Genomic DNA, 19,872 nt, shown 5'->3' with positions numbered 1-19,872 from the left:
GGAGGTTGAATCGTGGCGGACACAGCCACCATCGGCGTCAGCGACGCCACACGGACGAAGGAACCGGACCGGACCGCGCGTCCCGGGTGGAGCGACCGGCCCCGGCGCAGGGCCAACCAGCCATGGTGGTTCGCGGTGCCGGCGCTCGCCGTGTTCGGCGTGTTCTTCCTATTGCCGAACCTGCTGAACTTCGTCTACCCGTTCACCGACTGGTCGGCGTTCCACTCTCGGATCGGCTTCGTCGGGTTCTCGAACTTCAGCACGATCCTGCACGACGGGTCGATGGCTCGTGACATACGAATCACCCTGGAGTACGCGGTCCTCGTGGCCGTCTTCCAGAACGGCTTCGGTCTCGGGCTCGCTCTGCTGCTGGAGCGCGACACCCCGTTCAACCGCTTCTTCCGCGCGGTCTTCTTCCTCCCGGTGCTGATCTCCGCCCTGGCGGTGGGCTATATCTTCCGGGCCCTACTCGCCCAGGACGGGGCGCTGAACAGCGTGCTGTCCTCCCTCGCCGGACACCCCGTCGACACGCCCTGGCTGGGCTCGACGACGTGGACGCTGGTCGTGGTGACGCTCATCCACGGCTGGAAGTGGATGGGTCTGGCCATGCTCATCTACCTGGCCGGCCTGAAGAGCATGCCCGGTGACGTGCTGGAGGCCGCCCGGATCGACGGGGCAGGCGGGTGGCGCACCTTCTGGTCGATCAGATTCCCGCTGCTGGCGCCCGCGGTGACGTTCAACGTGACCACCGCGTTGATCGGTTCCATGAACACCTTCGACATCGTCCAGGCAACGACCGCGGGTGGTCCCGGCAGCGAGACCGAGGTGTTCAACATCTACATGTTCCGCATCTTCGGCCAGGGACTGTACGCGCAGGCGTCGGCGATGAGCCTGGTGCTCTTCCTGATCGTCGTCGTCCTCGCAGTGCCCGTCATCGTCGGGCTGCGCCGCAGGGAGAACAACCAGTGACCACTGCCTCCGGGTTCGCACCAGCTCACCGGCCTTCCTGGCGCTGGGTCCAACCCGTCACCGTCCTGCTGATCGCCGCCGTCACCATCGGCATCCCGCTGTGGCTGGTCGCCGTCACCTCCGTCAAGCCGCAGGCCGAGGCCATCAAACCCAACCTCTCCCTGCCTCACCACGTCCAGGCCGCCGCGAACTACAAGCAGAGCTTCGACGAGGGCAAGGTCGTCCAGGGCTTCGTCAACAGCCTGCTGGTCGTCGCACCGTCGGTCGTCCTCGTCCTGCTCCTGGGCGCCGGGGCCGCCTGGGTGTTCGCCCGCCGCAAGGGGCGCTTGGTCAACGCCCTGTACGCGCTGAGTATCAGCGGGCTGCTGCTGCCTCCCGCCGTGATCACCATCGTGATGGAACTGCGTCAGCTGGGACTGGCCGGCACCCGTCCCGGCATGATCGGCGTCTACGCAGGGATGTATCTGTCCACCTCGATCTTCTTCATGACCGGGTTCATCCGGGCTCTCCCCGAAGAACTGGAGGAGGCCGCTCGCATGGACGGCGCCGGCCCGATGCGGGTCTTCCTGCGCATCATCCTGCCACTGCTGCGACCGGTCATCGCCACCGCGACGATCATGGTGATGCTGTTCGCCTGGAGCGACATCTTCTACGCGTTCTTCGTCCTCGGCGGGGGCGACAAGGCCACCCTGCCGCTCAATCTCTACCAGGTCGCCAACGCGCAGATGTACCTCAACAACTGGCACCTGATCTTCGCCTACGTCGTGATGATGAGCCTGCCCATGATCCTCGTGTTCGTCATCGCCCAGCGCCGCATCGTCTCCGGCATCACCAGCGGCGCCGTGAAGTAGCCCACCCCCCGTTTCCCGGCAGTACCACGAACCTCCCGCAACGGTGCGGGCGGAGGAGGACAGTCATGCCTCGAGCACATCGTAGATCCGGACGCTTCCGCAGCCTGGTGGGCGCGGGCGTCGTCACCGCCGCCCTCGTGGGGACGGCCCTGGCCGTCCCCACAGCGCAGGCCGCCACGCCACAGCTGTCCGTCGACCTCGGCCAGACCACGGGCGCCGTCATGCACGGAGCCAACGGCGCTCTGTACGGACTCAGCGACGACGGAGTGCCCGGGGACAGCGTGGTCGCGCCCCTGCACATGACGAGTATCGCGCAGAAGGCGCCCGACGGCGCCCAGCACCCCAACGGCGACGCGCTGGTCGTCCAGTCGCAGTACGCCCGGACCGGCGGCGGCGACAACCTGATCTACATGCAGGACATCTACGCCAACTGGCCTTACGACAACCTCGGACTGAGTGACTACCTGGCCAAGGTCGACACCATGGTCCGCAAGGTGGCCGTCCGTTCCGACGCCGACACGTTCGTCTGGGTGCCCTTCAACGAGCCGGACGGCATCTGGTACACCGGTCTGCGCAGTTCCAACTCCACGACCTACGCGAACGCACGGAGCAGCTTCGAAAGCGACTGGGCCGCCGTCTACAGCAAGATCCGGTCGATCATCCCCAACGCCCGGATCGCCGGACCCAACGAGACCAAGTGGGACGCCAGGTTCATGGGTGACTTCTACCCGTGGGCCAAGGCCAACAACGTCCTGCCGGACGTCACCACCTGGCACGAGCTGGCGCCCAGCTCCCTGGCGAACTTCGACTCCAACCTCGCCGCCTACCGGGCCATCGAGACCAACGCCGGCATCAGCAAGCGGCCGGTCAACATCGACGAGTACGCCGACCAGCGCGACCTGTCGGTCCCGGGCCAGATGATCCAATGGATGTCCCTGTTCGAACGGAACAAGGTCGACGCCGACCTGGCGTACTGGGACGTCGCCGGGAACCTGGACGACAACGTCGCCCAGACCAACATCCCGAACGGCAACTGGTGGCTGATGCGCTGGTACGCCGGCCTGACCGGACAAACCACCAAGGTGACCCCGCCTCAGACCAACGTCGTCGACACACTCCAGGGCATCGCGTCACTGGACACCGACCGCAAGCAGGCCCAGGTGCTCCTCGGCGGCGGAACCTCCGGCTCGGCCGACACCGTCATCCAGCACATACCGTCGTCCTTCGGCAGCAACGTCAACGTCACCGTCGAGCGCACCGCGTGGAGCGGCTACGAGGGAGGGGCGCCGGCGCCGGGCGTGCTGGCTCGCAGCACTTACACCGTCGCCGCCGACGGCAGCATCACCGTGCCGCTGACCAACCTCGACCCGATGTCGGCCTACCGCATCACCGTCAACCCGGGCGGTTCCGGCTCGCCCGCCGCGGCCTCCGTCCCGTGGTCGGCGTCGTACGAGGCCGAGAACGCGAACATCACCAGCGGTACGGTCTACACCCAGGGCACGGTTTCCAACTACTTCGGCCACGCCACCTCAGGCACCAAGGACGTCGGCAGCCTGAACCAGTCAACCAGCAAGGTCGCCTTCACCGTCAATGTCCCGACCACGGGCACGTACGACCTCGACGTCTTCTACGGTAACCAGTCCGGAGCTCCGGCGACGCAGACCCTCACGGTCGACGGCGGCGCCGCGCAGACGATCGCCTACGGTCCGACCCTGTCCTGGGTCTACCGCGCCACCGCGGGTGCCTCGGTCTCACTGACGGCAGGCACGCACACTCTGGCCCTGGCCAAGGGCACCAACGAGGTGACTCTCGACAAGATCGACCTCACCGCCGCCTCCAGCGCGGAGACCGTCTACCCCGCCGCCTACACCGACATCACCGGCTCGCCGACCTACGACTACTCCGTCTCCGGGACCACCGGCGCCGGTGCCCTGTCCCTGGCCTCCGGAGACTCCGCCGTCTTCGATGTCAACGCCCCGGCCGACGGCTACTACACCGTTCACACCGACTACTCCTCCAACGGATCAGGCTCCCTCACCCTGGACGGCGCCACCGCCGTGACGCTGGCCTCCACCGGTGGCACGCTCACCGACAAGAGCTCACGGCTGTACCTGTCCGCAGGCAACAACCGCATCACCGCCGCCGCGTCCGGATCCACCACACTGGCCCTGCGCGACCTGCGGGTTTCAGCGAGCGGTGACACCACCGGGGTGGCCACCTACCAGGCCGAGGACGGCACCCGAGGCGGAACCGCCGTCGTCACCTCGGACACCTGGGCCTCCGGCGGCAAGTTCGTCGGATTCATCGGCAACGGCGCGAACAACACGCTGACCGTCCAAGTCAGTGCCTCGAGCGCCGGGCGCTACGTCATGAACGTCCGCTACGCCAACAACCAGGTCTCCGGCTCCGGCAACTACAACACCAACGTGGTCTCCCGTGCGGCCCAGATCAGCGTCAACGGCACCGCCCAGACAGTGATGTTCCGCAACAACTACAGCTGGAACAACTACTGGGACCTGCCCGTCCCCGTCACCCTGAGTGCGGGCACCAACACGATCACCTTCGCCAACTCCACGGCCTACGCCCCCAACATCGACCGCATCACCGTCGCACCGCTCGCCGGCTGACGACCCACCTCTCCACACCGCCTACAGAAAGGCTCGCCCGGTGAACGCCGAACTCGAAGAAGCAACGCCTCCCCACACCTACGTCATCGGGGTGGACTTCGGGACGCTCTCCGGGCGGGCCGTGGTGGTACGGGTCTCCGACGGCACCGAACTGGCCGCCGCCGAGCACCCCTACCGTCACGCCGTGCTCGACCGCGCGCTGCCTGACGGCACCCCGCTGCCGCCCGACTGGGCCCTGCAGGTGCCGACCGACTACCTTGACGTCCTGCGCACCGCCGTCCCCGAGGCTCTGGTCCGGTCCGGAGTCCTGCCCGAGCAGGTCATCGGCATCGGCACGGACTTCACCGCGTGCACAATGCTGCCGGTACTCGCGGACGGCACGCCCCTGTGCGACCTGCCTGAGTTCACGGGCCGTCCACATGCCTACGTCAAGCTGTGGCGCCACCACGCCGCCCAGGCGCAGGCGGACCGGATCACCGCGCTGGCCGACGAACGCAAGGAGCCGTGGCTCAAGCGGTACGGCGGGAAGATCTCCTCGGAGTGGGAGTTCGCCAAGGCACTGCAACTGCTGGAGGAGGATCCCGAGCTCTACGAACTGACCGACCGCTGGATCGAAGCCGCCGACTGGATCGTCTGGCGCCTGAGCGGCACTTATCTGCGCAACGCCTGCACCGCCGGGTACAAGGGCCAGTACCAGGACGGCGGATACCCCTCCGCCGACTACCTCGCCGCGCTCAACCCGGGCTTTGCCGACTTCGTCACCGACAAACTGGAGCACCCGATCGGCCAACTCGGCGGACTGGCCGGGAGGCTGACGGCCGAGGCCGCGCAGTGGACGGGCCTGCCCGAGGGCATCGCCGTGTGCGTCGGGAACGTGGACGCGCATGTCACCGCGCCCGCCGCGACCGCGGTGGAGCCGGGCCGCATGGTCGCCATCATGGGCACGTCAACCTGCCATGTGATGAGCTCGGACCAGTGGGCCGAGGTGCCGGGCATGTGCGGTGTCGTCGACGGAGGTATCCTGCCTGGCCTGTGGGGATACGAGGCCGGGCAGAGCGGCGTCGGCGACATCTTCGGCTGGTTCGTGCGCACCGCGTTCCCCACGTCCTACGCCGAGGAGGCGGCCACACTCGGCCGTGACGCGCACGAGCACCTGACGGCCCTCGCCGCCGATCAGAAGGTGGGCGAGCACGGCCTGATCGCCCTGGACTGGCAGAGCGGCAACCGCTCCGTCCTGGTCGACCACGACCTCAGCGGCCTCCTGGTGGGTCTGACCCTGTCCACGCGCCCCGAAGACGTCTACCGGGCCCTCCTCGAGGCCACCGCCTTCGGCACCCGCACCATCATCGAGGCGTTCGAGACATCGGGCGTGCCCGTCCGGGAGCTCATCGTCGCGGGCGGGCTCACGAAGAACGCCCTGCTGATGCAGATCTACGCCGACGTCACCCGCCTCCCCCTCGGCGTCATCGACTCGGCACAGGGCCCCGCCCTCGGCGCCGCCATGCACGCCGCGGTCGCGGCGCGTGCGTACTCGGACATCCGGGGCGCCGCCAGGGCGATGGGCAAGGCCCGGCCGGCCGTCTACCTGCCCGACCCCGACCGGGCCGCTGACTATGACCGCTTGTACGCCGAATACCGGCTGCTCCACGACTACTTCGGCCGCGGGACCAACGAAGTCATGCACCGGCTGCGCCGCATCCGAGCGCAGGCGTCCGCATGACCGGTGCCCCGCCAGGTGGCCGTCGCCCTTCGAAAGGAACAACCCTCATGGCAAGCAATATCGCTCCCAACCAGACACAGGAGATCTGGTTCCTCACCGGCAGTCAGGGACTGTACGGCGACGATGTCCTGCGCCAGGTGGCCGAACAGTCCCGGACCATCTGCGAGATACTTGACGGCAACGCCGAGATCCCGGTGCGGATCGTGTGGAAGCCGGTTCTCACCGACGCCGAGTCGATCCGCAGGGTGTGCCAGGCGGCGAACGCCTCCGAGGGCTGCGTGGGAGTGATGGCATGGATGCACACCTTCTCCCCGGCCAAGATGTGGATCGCCGGACTCACCGCCCTGGACCAGCCCCTGCTGCACCTGCACACCCAGCGCAATCTGTCGCTGCCCTGGCCGAGTATCGACATGGACTTCATGAACCTCAACCAGGCCGCCCACGGCGACCGTGAGTTCGGGCACATCGAAGCCCGCGTCGGCGTCCACCGCAAGATCGTCGCCGGTCACGCCACCGACCCCCGGGTCGTGCGCCGCATCGCCGCCTGGGCCCGCGCCGCCATCGGCCGACACGCCTCACGCACCCTGCGGCTGGCGCGCTTCGGCGACAACATGCGCGACGTGGCCGTGACTGAGGGCGACAAGGTAGAGGCCCAGCTGCGGTTCGGCTTCTCGGTCAACACCTACGCCGTGAACGACCTGGTCGCCGTCGTGGACGCCGTCGAGGACAGGGCCGCGGTGAAACTGGCGGACGAGTACGTGGAGTCGTACAACGTGGTGCCGGCCCTGCGGCCGGGCGGCATCCGCCACGCCTCGCTGCTGTACGCGGCCCGCATCGAGCTCGGCCTGCGCACCTTTCTCACCGAGGGCGGCTTCACCGCATTCACCACCAACTTCGAGGACCTCGGCGGCCTGCGCCAGTTGCCCGGCCTGGCCGTCCAGCGGCTGATGGCCGACGGTTACGGCTTCGGCGGCGAGGGCGACTGGAAGACCTCCGCGCTGCTGCGCACGGTGAAGGTCATGGGCGTCGGCCGCCCCGGCGGCACCACCTTCATGGAGGACTACACCTATCACCTCGGCCCAGGCACCCCCCGCGTCCTCGGCGCCCACATGCTGGAGGTCTGTCCCTCGGTGGCGGCCGACCGCCCAAGCTGCGAGATTCACGCCCTGTCCATCGGCGATCGTGAGGACCCGGTCCGGCTGGTGTTCAACGCGGCTGCAGGACCCGCCGTCGTGGTCGGCCTCTCCGACCTCGGCGACCGCTTCCGGCTGACGGCCAACGCCGTCGATGTCGTCGCCCCGAGCGAGCCGCTGCGTCGGCTGCCCGTGGCCAGGGCCGTCTGGAAGCCGCGCCCCTCGCTCGCGGAGTCCGCCGAGAGCTGGCTGCTCGCCGGCGCCCCGCACCACACCGTGCTGAGCTCCGTGGTCGACATCGAGACCCTCACCGACTACGCCGCGATGATCGGCGTCGAGCTGCTCACCATCGACGAGAACACGACCACCGAGCAGTTCACCAAGGAAATCCGCTGGAACGCCGCATACCACCGGCTCGCCCAGGCCCTGTGACCACCATGAACCATGTGCGAGGAGAGGACCGCATGACCTCACGAGTCCGCGACGGTCTCCGGCAAGAAGTACTCGACGCCAATCTGGCCATCCCCCAGGCTGGTCTGGCGACTCTGACCTGGGGCAACGTGAGCGGCGTCGACCGGGAGGCAGGCCTCTTCGTGATCAAGCCCTCCGGTGTCCCCTACGAGAACCTGACCATCGACCATCTGGTGACGGTACGCCTGTCCGACGGCCAGGTCATCGACAGCAGTCTGCGGCCCTCCACCGACACCGAGACTCACCGCTGCCTCTACCTGGCGTTCCCGTCCATCGGCGGCGTCACCCATACCCACTCCACGCACGCAGTCGCCTTCGCCCAGGCCCGCCGCGACATACCCGTCCTCGGCACCACCCACGCCGACACCTTCAACGGCCCCATCCCCTGCACTCCCGACCTGACCGCCGAGCAGTGCGCGAAGGACTACGAGTACAACACCGGTCGCGTCATCGTGGACATGCTGAAGGAGGACGACCGGCGAGCGACCGAGGTCCCCGCCGCCCTCGTGGCCAACCATGGCCCCTTCACCTGGGGAGCCACAGCCCGCAAGTCCCTCGAACACGCCATCATCTGCGAGGCCGTCGCCGACATCGCCATCCACACCCTCGCCCTGATCCCTTCCGCGCCGCCACCCAGCCATCTGCTCGACCGCCACTACGCCCGCAAGCACGGCCCCGACGCGTACTACGGCAATCCCACCTCGCCTCCAGCCTCGTGACCATGGGCACTCGCTATTGTCCGGCCCATCGCACACGCGTCACGGGACCTCACCTCGGAGCACCGGCCACCTGCCCGACGACCGGCGCGCAAGCACTGCCGGCCAACTGATCCCCATCATGTTCGAAGAAGTGCACGTGACGGTCCGCTCTCGGACACACCACGCATCAGGCACGGGCACCGTTCTCATCCCTTATCGGGTTCCGAGGTATGGAACCGGCTGATCGACACGCTGCTGAGCCACGCCTACGTTGCCGTGTCACCGGCCGACGATCCCGTCGACCGGACGCCGGAGAATACGGGCGTGGCTCACAGTCGAGAGGTCTTCGACACGATGCTCGACGGCCACAAGACCGTAGGTCATGAGCGATATCCGTCTCTGGCATGTGGACAGAGCATTCGTCATCGGACGGCCCGTTCACGAGCGTGCCATACGGCGCGGGCCACTCAGGGAAGGTAACCAGTGGAGATTTTCGGCAACTTGTGGGAGAGCGCTTGGCGCAAGCAGTACCTGCGTCACTTCCGTAGAGAATCCCGGGCGGTGCTCGCGCAGACAGCGGAGGTTGTCGGACAGGTCAAGGCCCAGGCAAACGAGATCTACCAAGCACGCCGCTGCGAAGCGCCGGACCCACAGGGTTTGATGATCATCAGCACCTGCTCGCTGATCCTCGCTTCATACCGCGAACTCATCCGGAACGGTGTCGCCGAGGACAGGGCCTTCGAAGTGGTACGACGTTCGTTCAGCAGCATCTTCTCGGCTCCGGCGAGGAAGAGTGTCCGGGCCATGCTGGCATTTCTGCCTGACCCGGTCAGGACCATGCGTAAGCGATCGATAGCACCACTGTTCCGCGCAGCCTTCGGTCGCCTCTTCACGTTCGAGGAGGAGCGCACCAGCGACAGCTTCGTGTTCGTGATCCCGCAGTGTGGCATCTACGACTTCTTTCTTCAGGAGGGAGAGCCGCAGCTGACGCGGGCATTCTGCGCATGGGACAGGAACTGGCTGGGGGTGCTGGACTCCTCCGATCGCCCCGTCGCCACCAGACGCTCACTCACGCTTGTGACCGGCGGACACCGTTGCGAGTTCCACTTCGAGCCCGCCGAACCGCGTCCGGCACCAACCGTGGATGTGACCCTCTGACACGAGAGCTCTGGACCGCGTACTCACCGACACGCCGTCGAGCCGGCCGCGAACCGGTCCCTGCTGTTCTGGCGTCGGGACGTGCCCGGTTAGCCGCCGCAAGCCACCAACTCGTTCATCAGCGATCACTGTGATGAAGGGGTGATGCGCGGCGGCGCCGGCAAGGAGTTGGGTCCATCTCCGACAGACTCAGCCGGGCGCCCGGCTTGTCGGGTCGGCTTTCGTGAGGAAGACAGGTACTCAGCCCTGTCAGGACGAACCACAGTTAGTCCAAGGAGTCACGCAGCGACTCGACCGAGCCAGTCGGTGACGGAACGCGGTACGGATCCGAGAATCTTCTGGGCGCTTGTGCTCCCGCCGATGATGTTCTCGCTCTGGATGTTGATCGCCTCGTAGAGGCCGACCACCGGAGCACTGGCTGCGGCGCCGAACAGCGGGGCTATGAGCTCACCGAATGCGTCGGGGGTAATGGCCTCGAACCATACCGGCCTGCCGAGGTGAGCGGCGAACCCGGCGGCCAGGTCCGGGCCAGTCAGTCCGGGCAGGTGGCCCACGCCGACGGTGCCGGTGACCGTGGCATCGGCGAGCAGGCGGACCACGACGTCGGCGACGTCCAGGTGGGAACTCCAGGAGACGGAGAAGCTCTCCGGAAGCGGGTAGCGCAGGACTCCCTCCTCCTGTACGGGACCCGCCAGGACGGGGAGCAGCAGGTTCTCCAGGTACAGACGGGGCGCGACCATCGCAGTGGATACCCCCGTCTCTTCGATCTTGCGGACCAGTGCGGCAAGGGGGCTGTCCGGCGCGACCTGGAGCGGTGAGGTGGGCTGGTCGACGATCTGGCCGCTCGTGGAGATCACCACCCGCCCCGGCTTCGCCTCGGCGACGGCGGCCGCAATCGCGTCGGCATAGACACCGAGCTGCCCCGGTGCGCCCATCGGCAGGTGCACGAATACGCCCGCCGCGTCGGCGTAGGCGGCGGTCAGGGAGTCGACGTCGGCCAGGTCGACGGCGACCGACGCGACGCCTTCCGGCACGTTCTGCGTGGTACGCACGGCAGCAACAGGATGCTTGCCCGCAGCTCGGAGGGCGGAGAGAACAGGGGAACCTTGGGCGCCGGTCGCGCCGTGAACGATGTAGGTCATGCGCCTATTGGTGCATACATTGCACCAGTTACGTCAACTGCACTATTGGGTAGGATCCAGATCGTGAGCAATGACGAACTGCCCGAATGCGGGGTCGCCCGCTTCCTGATCTTGTTCGACGGACCGTGGGCGACGTTGATCGTGCGGGAGCTGATGCACGGCCCGCACCGGTTCAGCCTGTTGCGCGACGCCTTGCCCAGGATCAGCGCGCACACCCTGACCAACCGCCTGCGCCGCTTCGAGACGCACGGCATCGTCACCCGCACCGTATACCCCGAGATCCCGCCTCGTGTGGTCTACGAACTCACCCCTCTGGGACGCCGGCTCCAGCCGGTGCTGGATGCGATGAACGAGTGGGGCATGGCGGCACCGGCCACGACATTCACCGATGTGCAGCCGACGACCGAACCCGGCGTGGTGCGCCGCTGACACCACGGATCAACCCGAGCGCGTACCCCTGGCTACCGTCAGCTGCGCGCCTCTTCGACCGGCTCAACGGTCTGCTGCGCCACCTGATGCGTGAGGACGAAGGCGCAGCGCCGAGCTGGGCGCCGGCATGGTGTACGCCCAGATCGCCAACGCGAGAGGCATTTCGGCGCCGTAGCTCTCGGGCTTCTCCTGACTGTCTGGATGACCTCGGCGGGCGCCTCCGACAACGCAGCCAGCAACCGCTGCTCTCCCCAGGAGCCACCAAGGCCATGCCCGGCTCATCATGGCATGGGCCCACACCTGGTACCACGCCATGGCCGTGAGCCATGGCGTCCGTCTCGCCACCGACGTCGTCCCCTTCCGTCCTCCGGACCCGTGGGCGTACGTCAACGAGTTCTGCTGACGGCCGTCAGCTGTCCCCGTGATGGCCGCAGCGGCCTTCGAGAACCCAGTGGCCGTCTGATGGGGCGGCGCGGATCGCTCGTCAATGTCCCGACCGCACCACCGAACGCTGCTGCAGCAAGTCCAGCGCGATGTCGACGATCATGTCTTCCTGCCCGCCGACCAGCCCGCGCCGGCCGACCTCCAGGAGGAGCTCACGAACATCGATGCCGTACCGCTGTGACGCGGTTTCGGCGTGGCGCAGGAAGCTGGAGTAGACCCCGGCATAGCCGAGGGTGAGGGTCTCCCGGTCGACTCGGACGGGTCGGTCCTGCAACGGCCGTACGATGTCGTCGGCGGCGTCCTGGAGCGCGAACAGGTTGCAGCGGTGCTTCCATCCGTGGAGGTCGGCCACCGCAACGAAGGGCTCGATCGGGCAGTTGCCCGCCCCGGCGCCATGGCCGGCGAGAGAGGCATCGACCCGGGTCACACCCTCCTCGACGGCGACGACGCTGTTCGCCACCGACAGCGACAGGTTCTCGTGTGCGTGGATTCCGATCTCCGTCGACGCGTCGAGTACGTCACGGTAGGCGCGGATCCGCTCACGTACCCCGCTCATCGTCAACCGCCCGCCGGAGTCGGTCACGTAGACGCAATGAGCCCCGTAGGACTCCATCAGCTTCGCCTGCCCGGCCAGCTTCTCAGCACTGCTCATGTGGCTCATCATCAGGAAGCCGGAAACGTCCATGCCGAGTTCTCGGGCGGTCGCGATGTGCTGGGCGGACACGTCGGCCTCGGTGCAATGGGTTGCCACGCGTACGGAGCGGACACCGAGGCTGTAGGCGGTGCGCAGTTCCTCGATCGTGCCGATGCCGGGCAGCAGCAGCGTGGTGAGCCGGGCCCGCGTGATGTTGGCGGCGGCGGCCTCGATCCACTCCCAGTCGCTGTGCGAGCCGGGGCCGTAGTTGAGGGACCCACCGGCGAGGCCGTCGCCATGGGCGACCTCGATGCCGTCGACACCTGCGGCGTCGAGGGCGGCCACGATGCGGGCCACGTCCTCGGGGGTGATGCGGTGGCGGACGGCGTGCATGCCGTCCCGCAGGGTGACGTCCTGGACGAAGAGGGCGCGGTTCATCGGGTGGTCGCCTTCCGCTGTGCGATCCGCTCGCCGACCCGGAGGGCCGCCGAGGTCATGATGTCGAGGTTCCCGGCGTACTCCGGGAGGTAGTGCGCGGCTCCCTCGACCTCGAGGAAGACCGAGACCTGGTGGGTGGCGCGGGTCGAGCTGCCGACGGCGAGAAGAGTGTGGACCGGCTGGTCGTCGGGGACCGGCGTGATCTGCACCGGCTGCTTCAACCGGTAGCCGGGGACGTACGCCGCGACATCGGCGATCATCTTCTCGATCGACGCGCGGATCTGGTCGTGCGTCCCCTCCTCGGGTGCCTTCACCAGGCAGAGCACGGTGTCGCGCATGATGAGCGGCGGCTCTGCCGGGTTGAGAATGATGATCGCCTTGCCGCGTTCCGCGCCGCCCACGGACTCGATGGCGTGGGAGGTCGTCTCGGTGAACTCGTCGATGTTGGCGCGGGTGCCGGGCCCCGCGGACTTCGAGGCGATCGAGGCGATGATCTCGGCGTAGGCGACGGGCGCCACGCGTGACACCGCGGCAACGATCGGGATGGTGGCCTGGCCGCCGCAGGTCACCATGTTCACGTCGGGCGCGTCGAGGTGCTGCTCGATGTTCACCGCCGGAACGACGAAGGGGCCGATCGCGGCCGGTGTGAGGTCGACGAGCCGCTTGCCCAGCGGCTGGAGTCGGGCAGCGTTGACGTGGTGCGCCTTGGCCGACGTGGCATCGAACACGATCTCGATGTCGTCGAAGCCGTCCAGCGCGACGAGCCCCTCGACGCCCTCAGCCGTGATGGGCACGCCGAGTCGGGCGGCTCGGGCCAGTCCGTCCGAGGCGGGGTCGATGCCGACCATCGCACCCATCGCCAGGTGCTCGGAGTGACGTAGCACTTTGATCATCAGGTCGGTGCCGATGTTGCCCGAGCCGATGACGGCCACCTTGGTCCGGGTCTCAGTCATGGTTTCTCCGTGTGGTAGCGGTGCGGGTGATGGCCTCGGTGAAGGACGGTCAGGCGGCGGGACCGAAGCGGGCCGTGACGCTGCCCAGTTCGGTGATGTGGGCCGTCACGACATCCCCGGCCCTGACGGGTGCCATGGGCCCGAGGGCCCCGGAGAGCACGACCTGGCCTGCTGTCAACGGCTGTCCGAGGTCGCGGGCGGTGACGGCCAGCCACTGCAGGGCTCGCAGGGGGTCGCCGAGGCACGCGGCGCCGGAACCCGTCGACACGGTGGTCCCGCCGATCGCCATGGTCATGTCCGAGTCGGCCGGCTCGAACCCGGTCAGCGGGACCTTCGCGTCGCCCAGCACGAACTGCCCACTGGAAGCGTTGTCGGCCACAGTGTCGGCGAACGTGATGTCCCAGTCGGCCACCCTGCTGTCGACGATCTCCAGAGCCGGTACCGCATAGGCGACCGCGGCCCGGATCTGTGCGTCGTCCAGCGGCCCCTCCACTAGGCCCTCAGCGAGGACGAAGGCGATCTCCGCCTCCACCTTCGGCTGCAGCAGCCGAGCCATGGGGACGAATTCGTCCTCGCCGTACTGCATGTCGTGGAACAGCACCCCGAAGTCCGGCCGATCGACCCCCAACTGCCGCTGGACGGCCGGGGAAGTGAGGCCGATCTTCCTCCCGACCACCACCGCCCCCTCGGCGATGCGCCGCTCGGTTAGGAGTTGCTGCACGGCATAGGCCGCATGCACGTCGTCGGCACCGATGAGGTGGCGGACCGGTGCGCAGGGCGTGCCGGTCCGGGAGGCCGCCGCGAGACGCGCGGCCGCCTCCCGGACGGAACCCGTCCGGTGGCTGGTGGGGTCTTCGGATGCCATGTGCTTCATGCGCCGATCGTCGGGCGGCGGCGGCTCGTCCTCCAGCCCGGAGTTCCAGGCAGCGGAACCCACGCTCAGACGATGTGCCCCGACGCGCGGAGCGGTTTTGGAGAAACAGACCGTTGCCAAGCGCCGGACCTCGTTCTACTTTGAAGGTATGTTGGTCAGTCCTTCCGTCATTAGCCAGGCCGCCACCCCGGCCGGGCGACCGTCAGACGTCAGCAGGGAGTCGCCCACCTCGTCGGTGGACAAGGCCGTCTCCCTGCTCATCGCGTTCAGTCACACCAGTGGCGGCGCGACCCTCACCGAACTCGCGCGCGAGGCCGGCGTCTCGAAGTCGACCGCTCACCGGCTGCTCGGCATGCTGCGCAGCGCCGGCTTGGTGGACCGCGATGAGATGGACTGGTATCTGCGCTCGCCGGTGCTCCGGCTGGGTGCGCTGGCCCTGCGCGGCGAGGCCGGCATCCTGCGCGAGGTGGCGCTGCCCTACATGACGGAGTTGTACGAGGAGACTCACGAAAACGTGCATCTCGCGCTCCTCGAAGGCGATGAGGTCGTGTACCTGGAAAAGCTGTACGGTCACCGCTCCACTCCTGCGCCGTCCCGTGTCGGGCACCGGGTGCCCTGTCACACATCGGGGCTGGGGAAGGCCATGCTGGCGTTCTCCGGTGAGCCGGCCGTGCGAAGGGTGGTCGCCGACGGGCTGCGTCCGGCATCGGCGCGCTCGGTGACCGTCCCCGGCGTGTTCCTGCGCCAGCTGGAGGCGGTGCGTACCGACAGGGTCGCCTACGACCGTGAGGAGACATGGCTCGGTCTCACCTGCGTGGCCGCGCCGATTCTCGGCCCGTCCGGGCGGCCGGTCGCGGCGATCTCCGTGGCCGGGTGTTCACGCACGATGAATCTCGACGCGCTCGCACCGAAGGTACGGGCCGCAGCGACGCAGATCGGGCGCAAGACCGGCCCGGACGTGGACCTCCTCGCCGCCGGCTGAGTAGACGCAATCCGATGAAGGGAAACAAAGGCAGTGAGCAGTGTTCAGGCGTTGGGCTCGGGTTCGGCGGATCCGGGATTCACTCCCCTGATCGGTGTGACCGGACACCGCAGGTACGGCTACGAGGTGCAATCGATGCCGTCCTTCGTCGCCCATGAGCCGATGGACATCTACATCTCGCCCTATGCCCGGAGCGTCGCCCAGGCCGGCGGCACCCCGGTTCTGCTGACCCGGGAGGCGGACCCCGGTGCCGTCATCGAACGGCTCGACGGACTGCTGCTCGCCGGAGGTGAGGACGTCGACCCCATCCGCTACGGCGAGGCCGCGCCCCCCAACGCGGGCCTGATCGACCCGGGCCGCGACGCGCTCGAATTCGCGCTGTTCGAGGCCGCCGCGGCGCGCGGTATCCCCGTGCTGGGAGTGTGTCGTGGTCTTCAGCTGATCAATGTGGCCTGCGGCGGCACGCTGATTCCGGATATCCCGCACGACTCGGGCCAGGCCCATGGCTTCCGCGGTTACCCGGGCGCGCACCGCAGACACGCGGTCGAGATCGCCGAGGGTTCGGCGCTGAACGGCCTGCTCGGCTCCTCGGCGGACGTCAACAGCTACCACCACCAGGCCGTCGCCGCTCCGGGCAGTGGCGTCGTGGTCACGGCCCAGGCCAAGGACGGTATCGTCGAGGCCATCGAAATCCCGGACCGGCGCGTGCTCGCCGTCCAGTGGCACCCTGAGATGTTCGGCGGCGACCCGGTCTTCGACTGGCTGGTCGAGCAGGCACGCCTGCCGCTTGGTCCGCGTACCGAAGTCGAGGATGATGCTCTCCGTGCAGTCTGCAGCTGAAGTGGAGGAGGGCGACGCTCAGTGGCGTCGCCCTCCCGGTCGTGCGCCGCGTTCGACGGCGGAGGACGTTCACGCACGGCTCAAGAACATGATCCACACAGGTGAGCTCGGCCCCGGGGACCGTCTGCCCCCCGAGCGTCGTCTGTGCGCGATGCTCGAGGTCTCCCGATCGACCCTCCGTGAGGGTCTCAGCGCGCTGCGCGCCGACGGATACCTCGAAGCTCGCCGCGGAGCGGGAGGCGGCACGTTCATCTCGCGTCTCGACGAGCCGTATGCGCGCTGGCTCACCTCGATGCGTTCGGACAAGGGCCGGCTACGCGACATCATGGACCTCCGCAGTGCCGTCGAGTGCGAGATCGCCCTGCTGGCCGCCGAACGGGGCACGGAGGCCCAGTTGCAGGGGTTGTCGGCAACCTTGGCCATGGACGGTTCGGAGCTCGGTCCCGGACAGTTCCGTGAGGCCGACGCCCAGTTCCACGGGCTCCTCGCGGAGGCCGCGGCCAGCCCCCGGCTCAAGGCGCTGATGGTCGAGGCCCGTGGCGAGCTCTTCGCCCCGGCCAGCACTCCGCTGATCGACGAGCCCACCATCGCCCGCAGCCATGCCGAGCACCAGGCGATCCTGGAAGCGGTCCGGGCGAGGGACCCGCTGCGGGCCGCCCAGAGCATGAGGGCCCACCTCCACTCGACCTTCGTCGACGTCTCGTCCGTCATCGACGGCCCGCATCTCAGGGATGCGTGAGGCGCTCACGGGTTGGAGGTCGTCTCCAGTAGGTCCGCCACCGTGGCGGGGTCAAGGAGGTGCGCGGCATGGGTGCCTTCGAAGAGCACCGGTTCAACCCCGAGGCGGGCCGTGTACTTGGGCGTCCACCAGTTCTCATTCCGCGGGAGGGACCTGTCCTGCGTACCCACGAGGTACGAGACCGGAAGCCTCGGGACGGCGGAGTCGGCGGCGGTCATCCGCTCGCTCATGTAGGCGATCGGCAGGGGGCGGAGCAAGGAGTACGTCAAGGCCTGGACGGGCTCCGGAGCCGTGTGCACGAAACTGCTCTGCCATCGGGCGTACGGAGCCAGGACCGCGTGGCCGCCATAAGCAGCGGCGCCCGACTTGAGCATGTCGGTGTCCTCGGCGGGGATGCCCTCGAAGATCGACTCCTCCGCGCGAGGAACGAAGGCACTCCAGTAGACGACCCGCGCGATGCGGTCCGCCAGCCGGTTGGCCACGGCCGTGACGGGATAACCGCTCACATCATGGCCGACCAGGACGATGTCGCGCAGGTCTCGGCGCTCGATCTCCGAGGCGACGAACGTGATCGCGTCGCCGAGCGAGACGGTGGCCGGATCGTCGCCCGTCGCACTGCCGGGCAGCGTCAGGGCGATGGCCCGATGGCCTCGCTGCTCCAGGTCTCGGACGACGGCGTTCCACGCCCAGCCGCCCGCCCATGCGCCGGCGACGAGGACGAAGGTCTTGGATTCGGGGTTCATGGGACGATCCGAGCACGTATGCGCCATCTCGCACAGTACAGATGTTGGACCGGCCGCCGACGGCGAGTCCCGATCACATCTGTCGCGCCGAGAGTTGCGCGGCGAAGGGGCTGGGCCGGAACCAACGGGTGCGAAAACCCTGCACGAGGTGCGGGGGCCCCTGAAACTCGATGTCGCCGGCCGTGAGCGCGGCCTCGCAGGATCGGACGCCCATCCGCAGCTCGCTGAGAACCCGCGGCGCCGCGACGACGATGAGGTCCACGTCGTCGTACTCGGTCGCGCCCACGCACACGCCGGAGCCCGACGGCCCGGCATGGAGCCATCCACGGGGATGCTCCCCCTCGGGGAACCTGAACTCGATGCCGATGCGTCCGTTCGGAAGCGCCTCGTGATCGAGGCTCTGGTAGAGCCGCCACAGCAGCAGGGCGGCGTCGGACTGCTCGTCGGTCGGAGGAGGGAAGCACCAGTCGGCGGACCAGCGACCGATCGCCTCGATGACCGGCCGTACCGCGTGACCGGCAACTGTGAGGTGGTACTCGAACCGGCCACCGCGGTCCGTGGGAACCCGATCCAGAAGTCCGAGCCGTTCGAGGTGCCGGAGGCGGGTCGACAGCAGGGTGCGGGAGAGTCCGGGCAGTCCGCGATGGATCTCCGTGAAGCGGGTCGCCCCCACCATGACCTCGCGGATGATGAGCAGGGTCCAGCGGTCGCCTATGACACGGGTACCGACGGAGACGGGGCAGTACTCGGTAGGCGGGATCACATCGCCCGTCGGACCGGGGGTGGAGTGGACAGACGTCTCAAAGGTCGTCAACGCTGTTCCTCTCGCATGGGGAAGCGCCGGGATGTACAGGTACTCCAGACCACGGCGACGGGAACCCGGGGCGATGGCGAGGCCGCGGACGTTTCGCCCTCGGATGCCGCTGCGCCTCCCCGGGGTTGCCGCCCAGCACTGCCGCGTGGGACCCGAAGCCTGCCGGGTCCCACGCGGAGAGGCTTTGCCCAGGTCTATCCGTGGAGAATCACCTCGGGCTCGCCAGCGGTGAGCACATGGAGTCGCCCGGCCTTGCCTGCGGCCGAGAACGCGGCCCGGATGCCGGAGCTGCCCTCACGGAAGTGCGACCAGGAGTCGTAGTGCACCGGTACGACCAGGGCGTCGGGCCACAGGTCGGAGACCTCCACACACGTCTCACCCGACATCGTGATGCACACCCCGTCGGCGAGTTCGTCCCAGCCGGGGTTGCCGGCGAAGAGAACCGCCAGTTCCACGTCGGGGAAGCGGGTCGCGATCTCGCGGACGACGTCGACCGAGGAATTGTCGCCGGCGACGTACGTCGTCGGGATGTCGCCGGTCAGCACGAAGCCGGTGACCGGTCCGACCGCCTGCCAGATGCCATCCGGACCGTGGTGCGCGGGCACACCGGTGACGGTGACGGACCGCCCGTCGGGCAGCTGGTAGGTGCTCGCGGTGTAGTTCTCGACGCCAATGGCTCCTCCGCCGAGCCGCTTGGCTCCCGTCTCGGTCGTGTAGACCTGGCTCACGGTCTTGAGGAACTCCCGGCCTTTGCGGTCGAGGTTGTCCTCGTGGTGGTCGTGCGAGACCAGCGCGATGTCGACGCGGCCGATCTCCTCGGGCTGGCACGCCGGGGGCGCGGTCTTGCGCAGAGGGTGCGGGGGCTGGACCACATCGGCCTCGAACATCACCGGATAGTCACGCGGCTCGTCGAACGTGGGGTCGGTGATGATGCGAAGCCCGTTGATCTCGAGGACGAGGGTCGGGCCACCGATCAGCTGGGCGGTCATCGGCATCTTGGACACGGCAGCGCTCCAGGGACGGATCTCGTTGCAATGGGTTGGGGCCAGTCAAGTCAGGGGCAGGACAGCGGGCCAGTCCAATTTCGGGACCGACAACACTTTCGAATGCACTCTCCATCGTTGCGCGCCGCGGCCGACCGGCGGCGCGCGGTCCTCGGCGGGGTGGAGGGGCGGGAGCCACCCGGGCGGGTCTGGCACCTACTAAGAACCCA

Annotated in this window: 18 protein-coding genes; 11 read left to right on the top strand and 7 right to left on the bottom strand. The window is 68.1% G+C overall.

Annotated features, from left to right (window positions below; translation table 11 throughout):
- Positions 1-12 precede the first annotated feature (12 nt).
- From ABZ490_RS48490 to ABZ490_RS48460, 7 genes are all read left to right on the top strand, one after another.
- Positions 13-969 carry a sugar ABC transporter permease gene (locus ABZ490_RS48490; RefSeq protein WP_359006136.1) on the top strand — a complete coding sequence of 319 codons (957 nt, stop codon included), beginning with the start codon at positions 13-15 and terminating at the stop codon, positions 967-969.
- Positions 966-1,820, top strand: a complete 855-nt coding sequence (locus tag ABZ490_RS48485) for a carbohydrate ABC transporter permease (protein ID WP_359006133.1) — start codon at positions 966-968, stop codon at positions 1,818-1,820. Before ABZ490_RS48490 ends, ABZ490_RS48485 begins: the two co-directional genes overlap by 4 nt.
- A gap of 65 nt (positions 1,821-1,885) precedes the next feature.
- The gene (locus tag ABZ490_RS48480; protein WP_359006130.1) at positions 1,886-4,447 is read left to right on the top strand and encodes a CBM35 domain-containing protein; all 2,562 of its coding nucleotides are present in this window, start codon (positions 1,886-1,888) and stop codon (positions 4,445-4,447) included.
- A gap of 40 nt (positions 4,448-4,487) precedes the next feature.
- The gene (gene araB / locus ABZ490_RS48475; protein WP_359006127.1) at positions 4,488-6,167 is read left to right on the top strand and encodes a ribulokinase; all 1,680 of its coding nucleotides are present in this window, start codon (positions 4,488-4,490) and stop codon (positions 6,165-6,167) included.
- Positions 6,168-6,214: 47 nt separating this feature from the next.
- A complete protein-coding gene (araA, locus tag ABZ490_RS48470; protein WP_359006124.1) occupies positions 6,215-7,732 on the top strand; it encodes an L-arabinose isomerase in 1,518 nt (505 codons plus the stop codon).
- Between the two features lie 32 nt (positions 7,733-7,764).
- Positions 7,765-8,490, top strand: coding sequence for an L-ribulose-5-phosphate 4-epimerase AraD (gene araD, locus ABZ490_RS48465; protein WP_359006121.1), 726 nt, complete (start codon positions 7,765-7,767; stop codon positions 8,488-8,490).
- 462 nt (positions 8,491-8,952) lie between these two features.
- The gene (locus ABZ490_RS48460; RefSeq protein ID WP_359006117.1) at positions 8,953-9,627 is read left to right on the top strand and encodes an L-2-amino-thiazoline-4-carboxylic acid hydrolase; all 675 of its coding nucleotides are present in this window, start codon (positions 8,953-8,955) and stop codon (positions 9,625-9,627) included.
- Between the two features lie 278 nt (positions 9,628-9,905).
- Here the strand turns inward: ABZ490_RS48460 and ABZ490_RS48455 are convergent, their stop codons facing one another.
- Positions 9,906-10,769, bottom strand: a complete 864-nt coding sequence (locus ABZ490_RS48455) for an NmrA family NAD(P)-binding protein (protein WP_359006114.1) — start codon at positions 10,767-10,769, stop codon at positions 9,906-9,908.
- 63 nt (positions 10,770-10,832) lie between these two features.
- On the opposite strand from ABZ490_RS48455, the gene ABZ490_RS48450 reads away from it, so the two are divergent.
- Positions 10,833-11,198, top strand: a complete 366-nt coding sequence (locus ABZ490_RS48450) for a helix-turn-helix domain-containing protein (protein ID WP_359006111.1) — start codon at positions 10,833-10,835, stop codon at positions 11,196-11,198.
- Positions 11,199-11,682: 484 nt separating this feature from the next.
- On the opposite strand, the gene dmpG is transcribed toward ABZ490_RS48450, so the two are convergent.
- From dmpG to ABZ490_RS48435, 3 genes are read right to left on the bottom strand one after another with little or no spacing between them, the layout of a single operon-like run.
- A complete protein-coding gene (dmpG, locus tag ABZ490_RS48445; protein ID WP_359006108.1) occupies positions 11,683-12,714 on the bottom strand; it encodes a 4-hydroxy-2-oxovalerate aldolase in 1,032 nt (343 codons plus the stop codon).
- Positions 12,711-13,667: an acetaldehyde dehydrogenase (acetylating) gene (locus ABZ490_RS48440; RefSeq protein ID WP_359006105.1), complete on the bottom strand. Its 957-nt coding sequence runs from the start codon at positions 13,665-13,667 to the stop codon at positions 12,711-12,713. The genes dmpG and ABZ490_RS48440 overlap by 4 nt, the downstream gene beginning before the upstream one ends.
- Positions 13,668-13,716: 49 nt before the next feature.
- Positions 13,717-14,541: a fumarylacetoacetate hydrolase family protein gene (locus ABZ490_RS48435; protein WP_359006101.1), complete on the bottom strand. Its 825-nt coding sequence runs from the start codon at positions 14,539-14,541 to the stop codon at positions 13,717-13,719.
- A 97-nt stretch (positions 14,542-14,638) separates the two neighbouring features.
- On the opposite strand from ABZ490_RS48435, the gene ABZ490_RS48430 reads away from it, so the two are divergent.
- Genes ABZ490_RS48430 through ABZ490_RS48420 form a run of 3 tightly spaced genes read left to right on the top strand, consistent with a single transcriptional unit; the run spans position 14,639 to position 17,102 of the window.
- The gene (locus ABZ490_RS48430) at positions 14,639-15,523 is read left to right on the top strand and encodes an IclR family transcriptional regulator (protein ID WP_359006098.1); all 885 of its coding nucleotides are present in this window, start codon (positions 14,639-14,641) and stop codon (positions 15,521-15,523) included.
- A 33-nt stretch (positions 15,524-15,556) separates the two neighbouring features.
- The gene (locus ABZ490_RS48425) at positions 15,557-16,363 is read left to right on the top strand and encodes a gamma-glutamyl-gamma-aminobutyrate hydrolase family protein (protein ID WP_359006095.1); all 807 of its coding nucleotides are present in this window, start codon (positions 15,557-15,559) and stop codon (positions 16,361-16,363) included.
- Complete coding sequence (locus ABZ490_RS48420; RefSeq protein ID WP_359006092.1) at positions 16,335-17,102, top strand: FadR/GntR family transcriptional regulator; 768 nt, start codon at positions 16,335-16,337, stop codon at positions 17,100-17,102. The genes ABZ490_RS48425 and ABZ490_RS48420 overlap by 29 nt, the downstream gene beginning before the upstream one ends.
- Before the next feature lie 5 nt (positions 17,103-17,107).
- Here ABZ490_RS48420 and ABZ490_RS48415 read toward each other — a convergent pair whose 3' ends face one another.
- The 3 genes from ABZ490_RS48415 to ABZ490_RS48405 all read right to left on the bottom strand — a co-directional run bounded on the left by ABZ490_RS48415 (position 17,108) and on the right by ABZ490_RS48405 (position 19,654).
- On the bottom strand, positions 17,108-17,845 hold the full coding sequence (locus tag ABZ490_RS48415; RefSeq protein WP_359006089.1) for an alpha/beta hydrolase: 738 nt from the start codon (positions 17,843-17,845) through the stop codon (positions 17,108-17,110).
- Positions 17,846-17,918: 73 nt separating this feature from the next.
- Positions 17,919-18,659 carry a helix-turn-helix domain-containing protein gene (locus ABZ490_RS48410; protein ID WP_359006086.1) on the bottom strand — a complete coding sequence of 247 codons (741 nt, stop codon included), beginning with the start codon at positions 18,657-18,659 and terminating at the stop codon, positions 17,919-17,921.
- A gap of 194 nt (positions 18,660-18,853) precedes the next feature.
- Complete coding sequence (locus ABZ490_RS48405; protein ID WP_359006179.1) at positions 18,854-19,654, bottom strand: MBL fold metallo-hydrolase; 801 nt, start codon at positions 19,652-19,654, stop codon at positions 18,854-18,856.
- Positions 19,655-19,872: the final 218 nt, after the last annotated feature.

Origin of the sequence: Streptomyces sp. NPDC005811 (assembly GCF_040630405.1) — a bacterium.
GTDB lineage: Bacteria > Actinomycetota > Actinomycetes > Streptomycetales > Streptomycetaceae > Streptomyces.
The sequence above is the reverse complement of the archived record's forward strand: the minus strand, read 5'-3'. Positions and strand labels throughout refer to the sequence as shown.

Bases quoted from the DNA above. Each gene is read 5' to 3' on its own strand.
- ABZ490_RS48480 (WP_359006130.1), top strand. From the start codon at position 1,886: ATGCCTCGAGCACATCGTAGATCCGGACGCTTCCGCAGCCTGGTGGGC.
- ABZ490_RS48440 (WP_359006105.1), bottom strand. From the start codon at position 13,667: ATGACTGAGACCCGGACCAAGGTGGCCGTCATCGGCTCGGGCAACATC.
- ABZ490_RS48435 (WP_359006101.1), bottom strand. From the start codon at position 14,541: ATGAAGCACATGGCATCCGAAGACCCCACCAGCCACCGGACGGGTTCC.
- ABZ490_RS48455 (WP_359006114.1), bottom strand. From the start codon at position 10,769: ATGACCTACATCGTTCACGGCGCGACCGGCGCCCAAGGTTCCCCTGTT.
- ABZ490_RS48420 (WP_359006092.1), top strand. From the start codon at position 16,335: ATGATGCTCTCCGTGCAGTCTGCAGCTGAAGTGGAGGAGGGCGACGCT.
- ABZ490_RS48405 (WP_359006179.1), bottom strand. From the start codon at position 19,654: ATGCCGATGACCGCCCAGCTGATCGGTGGCCCGACCCTCGTCCTCGAG.
- ABZ490_RS48415 (WP_359006089.1), bottom strand. From the start codon at position 17,845: ATGAACCCCGAATCCAAGACCTTCGTCCTCGTCGCCGGCGCATGGGCG.
- dmpG (WP_359006108.1), bottom strand. From the start codon at position 12,714: ATGAACCGCGCCCTCTTCGTCCAGGACGTCACCCTGCGGGACGGCATG.
- araD (WP_359006121.1), top strand. From the start codon at position 7,765: ATGACCTCACGAGTCCGCGACGGTCTCCGGCAAGAAGTACTCGACGCC.
- araA (WP_359006124.1), top strand. From the start codon at position 6,215: ATGGCAAGCAATATCGCTCCCAACCAGACACAGGAGATCTGGTTCCTC.